This is a genomic window from Enterobacter sp. R-1.6.2 (genome assembly GCF_035064085.1).
Classification (GTDB): Bacteria; Pseudomonadota; Gammaproteobacteria; order Enterobacterales; family Enterobacteriaceae; genus Enterobacter; species Enterobacter asburiae_B.
Map to the genome: position 1 here is coordinate 1 of NZ_JASEYI010000053.1, position 7,844 is coordinate 7,844.

At 67.8% G+C, this 7,844-nt stretch carries 1 protein-coding gene and 1 pseudogene; both read right to left on the bottom strand.

Annotation, left to right across the window (positions count from 1 at the left end):
- A pseudogene (gene cdiA / locus QMN93_RS25085) lies at positions 1-6,447 on the bottom strand (contact-dependent inhibition toxin CdiA); the annotation flags it as partial.
- A gap of 14 nt (positions 6,448-6,461) precedes the next feature.
- A partial coding sequence (locus tag QMN93_RS25090; protein ID WP_159126247.1) for a ShlB/FhaC/HecB family hemolysin secretion/activation protein occupies positions 6,462-7,844 on the bottom strand: 1,383 nt, incomplete at its 5' end.

Genomic DNA, 7,844 nt, shown 5'->3' on the forward strand with positions numbered 1-7,844 from the left:
CTGCGTCTCAATATTCCCCGACGTGTTCACCACCTGGCTGTTGGCATTCCCCGCCGCATCCCGCTGCATCCACAGGTTGTTCCCCGCCATGATGTCGCCGCGCCGGTTGGTGATGCTGTCAGCAAACAGCGCCAGGTTATTCGCCGCGTACAGCAGCGCGGTGTTGACGATGGACCCCGGTGCGCTCAGGGTCAGCGAGCCGCGCGTGCCGGTGAAGCCGTCGACGGTAATGTTGCTCCGGCTGGCGACGGTGATGTCGCCCCCGCCCTGCACCGCGCCCGCGGCATTGAGCGCCACGCTGCTGCCGGAGAGCGTGCTGGTGCCGCCGCCGGTGGTGATTTGTCCGTTGTTGCTGAGCTGCCCGCTCGCGCTGAGGTTAACCGCCTGCCCCTGCAGCACGCTGCGGTTATCGATGTCGCCGCCGCTGCTGATGGTCAGGGTTCGGCCTGCCGCCACGGCGGTCCGGCTGGTAAACGCGTTCGTCAGCTGCAGCGTTAAGTCCCCCAGGGAGACCAGCTGGCCGGTCAGGTCCAGCCCCCGGCTCTGCAGCCACAGGTTGCCGCCGCTCAGCAGCCTGCCGCCCGCGCTCTGGGTCACCTGGTCCGCGTCGATGCTCAGCTGCGCGTTGCCGAGCAGCGTGCCGCTGTTGTTCAGCTGGCCGTAGTTAACCGTCAGCTGCCCCGCCTGGGTGGTGCCCTGGCTGGCAAAGGTGGTGCCGGTCAGCGTGGCCCGGTCGGCCACCCACGTGCCGCCGTTAGTGGCGTTTGCCGCATTGAGTATCAGGTCGGTGGCCTGCAGCCAGCCGGTACCGGTGAACTGCGGCGTGCCGAGCGTCAGGCGCGCGCCGGAGAGCAGCCTGCCGTCGTTACGCGCCTGCGAGGAGGCGGTCACGCGCGTCTCGCCGCCGCCCTGAATCAGGCCGTAGTTAAACAGCGCGGGCGTGGTCAGCGTCAGGCCATCGCGGCTGACGATTTCGCCCCCGCTGCTGTTGGTCAGCGTGCCGCTGAGGGCCAGCGTCGCGCCGTTATCGCCCTGCAGACGTCCGCCGTTGGTGAGCGCCCCGGTGGTGATGCCGAGCGTGCTCCCCTGCATTTTGCCGTCGCTGGTGACGGAGGCCGCCGTGACGTTCAGCGCCCCGCCGGAGAGCAGGGTGCCGGTCGACTGCTGGCTGACCGCGCCGGTCTGGCTGAGGGTCAGGCCATTCACCCCGCTGATGGCGCCGCTGTTGCTGAGCGTGCCGCCGGTCAGCGTCAGGTTTTTCGCCGCCCACTGCCCCTGGTTCACCAGCGTCGCGGCCTGCAGCGTGGCGCTGCCCAGCGCGGTAATCTTACTGCCCGTGGTTCCGGTGAGCGCGTCGGCCAGCGTCATCTGCAGCCCGTCGGCGCTCTGCACCGTGCCGCTGTTGCTGAGCGACTGCGCGTTAAGCAGAATGTTCTGCGCCTGCCAGCTGCCGGCGTTGGTCACCGCCCCGGAGGCAATGGTCAGCGCGCCCTGAGTGAGAAGCCTGCCGCCTGCGCCGTTAATCAGCGCCTGCTGCGGCGCGGCCATCGCCATGCGCGCCATCAGCCGCTGCTGCCCCTGAACGGTCAGGCTCTGCAGGCCGGTCAGGGTGCCCTGGTTGTTAATGCTGTCCTGGCGCAGCGCGAGGGTGTTCCCCTGCACGGTGCCGCTGTTTTTAAGGGTGCTGCCGCCGAGCGTCACGTCCCCTTCGCTGAGGAGCTGCCCGCGGTTATCCAGCGTCTGCGCGGTGATATCCGCCCGCCCCTGGCTCATCAGCGAGCCGGACGAGGTCAGCGTGCCGCCGGTCGCGGCCGTCAGCGCCCCCTGGCTGAGCAGGGACCCGCCGTGCGTCCAGTCGCCGGTGGCGCGGATGTCCGCGCCGTTCCCCTGCAGCGTGCCCTGCGTGGTCAGCTGGCCTGCGTCCAGCGTCAGCATGCCGCCGGAGAGGGTGCGCGAGGCCGCGCCCGTGGTCAGCGCGGTGCCGGTGAGCGCCAGGCCGTTCGTTCCCTGCATCAGCCCGTCGTTGTTCATCTCGCGGGCGGTCAGGGAGAGCGTGCCGCCGGTGATGCGCCCCGGGTTCGCCAGGGTGTCCGCGGTGAAGGTGGTTGCGCCGCCGCTCTGCAGCAGCCCGGTATTGGTTAACGCCCCGCCGAGCGTGCCGCTGAGCCCCGTCAGCCCGTTCACCGTGCCGCTGCTGGTCAGGGTGGTGCCGGTCATGTCCAGCGTCGCGCCCTGCAGCGTACCGGCGTTCGTCAGCTGCCCGCCCGTCAGCGTGAAGCCGCCGCCGGAGAGCCATTTGCCGTTCAGCGCGTTGATAAAGCGGTCAGCGGCGGCGTTAACCGCGCTGCTGCCCTGCATCAGGCCGCTGTTGCGCAGCTCCGTCGCGCCTGCGGTCAGCGTTCTGCCCGCCACCGTGCCGCTGCTGGTCAGCGTCGTCGCGTGAAGCGCGGCATCGCCGGTGGCCACGATGTTCCCGGTATTGCTCAGGGCGTTGCCCAGACCCAAATCCAGGTCCTGCGCCTGAATATCGCCCCGGTTGGTCAGGTCGCTGCCCCTGAGGGTGAGCCCGCCGTTCACCAGCAGCAGACCGGCGTTATCGAGCGTGTCCAGGGACAGATTCAGGCCGCTTCCGCTCACCAGCTGCCCGGTGGCGCCGTTGCTCAGCGCGCGGGTGGTCAGCGCCAGCGTGTCGTTGCCCTGCAGCATGCCGGTGTTGGTCAGCTGCGCGGCGTTCACCGTCAGCGCTTTCCCCGCCAGCCGGCCGTCGTTAAACAGCTGCGCCGCCGTCAGCGTGAACAGGTTCTGGCTGAGCAGGGCGCCCGTGTTGTCCAGCCTGCCGGTCGCGGCAAGCGTCAGGGCGTCCAGCGCCTGAACGCTGCCCTGGTTATTCAGGCCTGCGGCGTCCAGCGTGGCGCTGCGCCCCTGCAGGCTGCCCGCGTTGCTCAGCGTGTGTCCGCTCAGGGTGAGGGTCTCACCGCCCGTCACCTGCCCCTGAGTCTGGTTCGCGAAGGTGTTGCCGGACCAGGCCAGCGTGCTGCTGCCCTGAAGCAGGCCGCTGTTCTGCAGGTCGCCCCGCAGGGTCAGCACTTTCGCCAGCAGCTGGCCCCGGTTATCGGTATTGCCGGCCTGAACGTCCAGCGCCTGCTGGCTGAGCACCTTACCGCTGTTGGTCAGCGCGCCGGTCACCGCCGCCGTCACGCCCGCTTCCCCCAGCGCGTTACCGGTGTTCATCCACTCGCCGGTGGCCAGGTTCAGGGTGCTGCCCTGCATGAGCCCGGCGTTGTTTAACGTGGTGTGGTGCAGGCCGAGCGCGCCACCGGAGAGCAGCATGCCCGCCTGCAGGTTGCTGAGCTGTGCCCCGGCCGCCGTCAGGGAATGAGTCCCCTGCAGCGTGCCGCCGTTGGTCACCGACGCGCTGTTGAACTGCGCGTCGGCACCGGCCATCAGCCCGCTGTTGGTCAGGCTGGCGGCGGTCAGCGTCAGGCCGTCCCGGGCAATCACCCGGCCGCCCGCCTCGTTGCTGACCTGACGGGTCAGGTTCAGCAGCAGCGCGGTGGCGCTGAGCTCGCCGCTGCTGGTAAGGGTGTCGCCGTTAAGCGTCAGCGTTCCGCCGCTGCGCAGCGCGCCGCGGTTAGTGAGGTCTGCCACGCCGAGCGTCAGGGCCGCGTCCCCCTCGACGGTGCCCTGGTTCTCCAGGCTGTTCGCGGTGATGTGCAGGTCGCCGGCGGCAATACTGCCCGCGTTAACCAGAGTAGTGCCGTTCAGCGTGAGCCGGTCGTCCGCCAGCAGGCGTCCGCTGCTGGTCAGGCTGAGGTAGTCGCTGCTCAGGCTGACGCCGTTGATTTCACCCTGGTTGGTCAGCGTGTCGCCTTTAATGCGCAGCGTGCCGTCGGTGGTGATAAGCCCGCCGTTGGTCAGCACCGGAACGTTCAGCGTTAAATCCTGCGCGCTGTAGACCGACCCGCCCGCGAGGTTCGCGAGTGACCCGGTCTTCAGGCCGAGCAGGGTGGTCCCCTGCAGCAGCCCGCCGTTCTCCACCGAGGCAGCGTCCAGGGAGAGGATACCGGCAACCAGCGAGCCGCTGCTGGTGATGCGCCCGGGGGCCGTCAGGGTCATGCGGTCCGCTTTTGCGGCGCCGGACTGGAGGATGTTCTGTCCGCTGAGAGTAATGGCGCCGGCGGTGAGCTCCCCGCCGCTGGTCAGGTCGCCGGTCGCGTTAAAGCTCAGCGCGTCACCGGTGGATTTCCCGGCATGCGCAATCGTGCCCGCCGTCACCGACAGGGCGCCTTTCGCCGCCTGGGTGCCGTTCAGCGCGGCGTTCTGCGCCTGCAGGGTGAGCCCCTGCCCGCTCTGCAGGTGCGCGTCCCGGCCGGTGGTCAGGTCGCCGGCGCTGACGGTGACCGCCCCCGCCGCGTCCGTCTGCCCGTTCAGGCTGGCGCTGCGGGTCGCGGTAATCTGTATATTGCCCTGGCTGGTCGTGCGGGACGCCTGACCGCTGGTCAGGGTGCCGGCCTGCGCCGTCAGCGCCGTCGCGCCGGACAGGGTGCCGTTCTGCTCAAGCACGCCTGCGGTCACGTTCATCGCGCCGTCAGCCAGCAGGCTGCCGTCGTTACGCAGGGTCTGCTGCGCCGTGACGTCCGCATTGCCCTTCGCGCTCAGCGTGCCCCGCTGCGCCAGGGTTCCGGCGCTTAACGTCAGGCTGCCGGCGCTCTGCAGGGTGCCGCTGTTGGTCACCGTCTGCCCCTTCAGGGTGACGTCGCTGCCCTGCGCCGTGCCGCCGTTCGTCAGGTCTCCGGCGCTCACGTCCAGACGGCCTTTCGCCGCCAGCAGGCCGCTGCTGGACACCCTGTCGCCGGAGAGCGCAATGTCGCGCCCCGCATTCACCTGCCCCTGGTTACTGACGGTGCTGCCCGTCAGGCGGATATCGGCCGCGGCATCGGCCCGGCTCTGGCCGTCCAGCACCAGCTGCCCGCCGCTCAGCGCCAGGCTCTCTCCTGCCGAGACCGCACTGCCCGTGGATGACAGCGTGCCGCCGCTGCTGAGCGTCGCGCGGGTATCGCTTCCGCTGCGGGTATTCGTCAGGGTGATATCCTTCCCGGCCGCCACGCTGAGCGCGCCCCTGCCGGTGACGCTGCCGCCGCGCTGCGTCAGGCTGCCGCCGGTGGACAGCGTGGTGTCGCCCTGGCCCGTCAGCGTGGCATCCGAAAGTGCCACTCCCTGCCCGCCCGCGACGGTCAGCGCCCCGCCCTGTGCCGACACGCCGCCGCCGTTGACGGTCAGGGTATCCTGACTGTTCAGCGTCGCCGCGCCGCGGGAGATAAGGGAGGTATTGCTGAGCGTCATCGCCTGCCCGCTGCTGACCGCCAGCGCGCCCGCGCTGTTTGTCCCGCCGCCCGACATCTGCACTTTCCCCGCCGCGGAAAGGCGCATGTCGCCCTGGCTGGCGAGCGTGCTGTTATTCAGTTCCATATCCTGCGAGCTGGCCACGTTCAGCGCGCCCCCGGCCTGATGGCTGCCGCTGAGGGCCACCCCCGCGCCCTTCGCGCTAATCGAGCCGCTGGCGAGGCTGTTCCTGACCGTCAGTTTCCCGCCCGCATCCAGCTGAATGTCGCCCTGCCGCGCGGTGAGGTTGCCGAGGTTCACCCCGACGCCCGCCTCGCTGGAGACCAGGCGGATACGGTTCGCATACATCCCGCCGAGCGCGCCGGTATCCACCGCCACCACGGGCGCGGCGCCCTCGCCGGCAACCGGCCTGACGCTGCCGTCGGCGCCCACGCGGTTCGCCCCTGCGGTCACCGTCAGGTCGTTCGCATGTATCGCGGCGTTCACTTCCGTCGCGCGCGCAATAATCGACAGCGCGTCGCTCTTGCTGGCGTCCAGCCCCTGGCCTTCAACCGTGATGGCCCCTTTCGTTACCTCCAGCGCCAGCAGGTTACCGCTGGCGTCAAACTGCGGCTTGCCGGTGGTCAGGGTGACGTTCGGGGTGTTGATAAATCCGCACCCGTTACAGGTAATGCCGTACGGGTTGGCCACCATGACGTTTGCCGCCTTACCGGCGACTTCCGTGTAGCCCTGCAGCTGCGAGCGGCTGGCGCCCGTGACTTCGTTGATGATGCCTGTCGCTTCCCGCCCGGCCTGCAGGTTGGGGTTGTTCTGGATAAGCCCGCCCAGCTGGGTCCGGGTTAAGCGGTCCGTGCCGTTGTTGAGGATAAGCCCCTCGCTGCCGACGTTATATTCACCGAACTGGTTATGCGAGATGCCCGCCCCGTTCGGGGTGGCAATGTTGACGACCGGCACCCCGTTCCCCGCCCTATCCACCGTGGTCTGCCCGGCCGGCGTGAGCGCCGCCGCGACGGCGGGTGCCACCGGCTGCCAGACCATCAGGCCGCAGACAATCCAGCTGATCAGACGCTGCGAGAAACGAACGGGTGGGTGACGGGTATCCATAGTCGTAGAGTCTCTTAAAGCATGAAGGCAATGCGCCAGTTAACGCTCACATGATCCGGGCCGAGCCAGTCGGGGTAGCGCAGGGGCGTGCCGACCGAAATCTGGCTGCTGTACCCGCGCCCAGCGCTGCTCAGCCCCACCGAACCGCCCCACAGCGTGCCGGAGGCAAAGCGGTCCTGACGGTCTTTTTCCAGCCAGCCGCCGTCAACGGCGACCGTTGCGCTTACCGCGCCAATTACCGGGAGGGTGAAGAGGGAATACCCCAGCTCGTTACGCCAGTAGCCGCCGTTATCCCCGGACAGGTACTGCTCTTTAAAACCGCGCACGGAGCTTTCGCCGCCGAGCGTCAGGCGCTCGGCGCCGTACAGCCGGTCGGGCGACCACTGGCCGTAGGCGCTGGTCAGCCACCACGCGTTACGGGCAACAGGACGCTGGAAGCTGGCGTTCAGGCTCCATTTGCGGAATTCCGCCCGCGGCATATCCCCGGATTTATTTTCATCGGTTTCGGCATTGAACCACGGCATGCCGTGGCTCCAGGTCGGGTTGAAGGTCGCCACGCCGCCCAGCATTTTTTGCGTGTGGGTAATTCCCAGGACCAGGCTCGAGAGGTTGCGCGTGCTGCTCTTAAGCGGCGCGTCGTTCAGCCAGTTGCGGCTGGAGCGCTGAACCACGCCCGCCGCAATGCCGGTTTTGACATCCCCGTTGCGGAAAACCACCCAGGACGCGTTAAGGCGGTGGGTTTTCGTATCGCCCGTGGAGAGCCAGTTGAAGCCCTGGTTACTGATGGTGGTCCGGTAGTTACTCCAGGCGTAGCTGTAGTCCAGCAGGCCGTAGCCAGACGGCACGCTGACGCCCGCCTGGAAATTCTGCGCATCGTACGCGCTGGCAAAATCGCTGCTGCGCCCGCCGCTGACAAACCATTTATCCGCCAGCCCCAGCATATTATTGGCGGTGAGCACGCCGTTCAGCTGGTTTTCACCGGTGCTCTTCTGCCCGCTATTATCCAGGCTCACGGATGCACTTAACGGAAATTCCGGCTTGCCCGTGAGATTAACGATGGAATATCCGGCCTGCGTTCCCGGCAGAATTTCAATCTGCACCGGTTCGGCGCGCAAACGGTTAATTTGCTCCATCCCCTGTTCGATATCGCGTAAATTAAGGATGCCGCCTGTCCGTCCCGGAAACGCCATTTTCAGCATGCGCGGCGTTTCACCTTCCAGACGGATCGCTTCCAGCCGCCCTTCCAGCACCACAATATTCAGCTGACCGCCGGAGAGATCCTGCTCGGTGAGAAAGGCGCGGCTGGTGATATATCCCCGGCTGATATACCAGTCAGAAATACGGGCGAGAAGCTCCGTTATTTTCGCCATATCCAGACACCGGCCCTGCCACGGCGC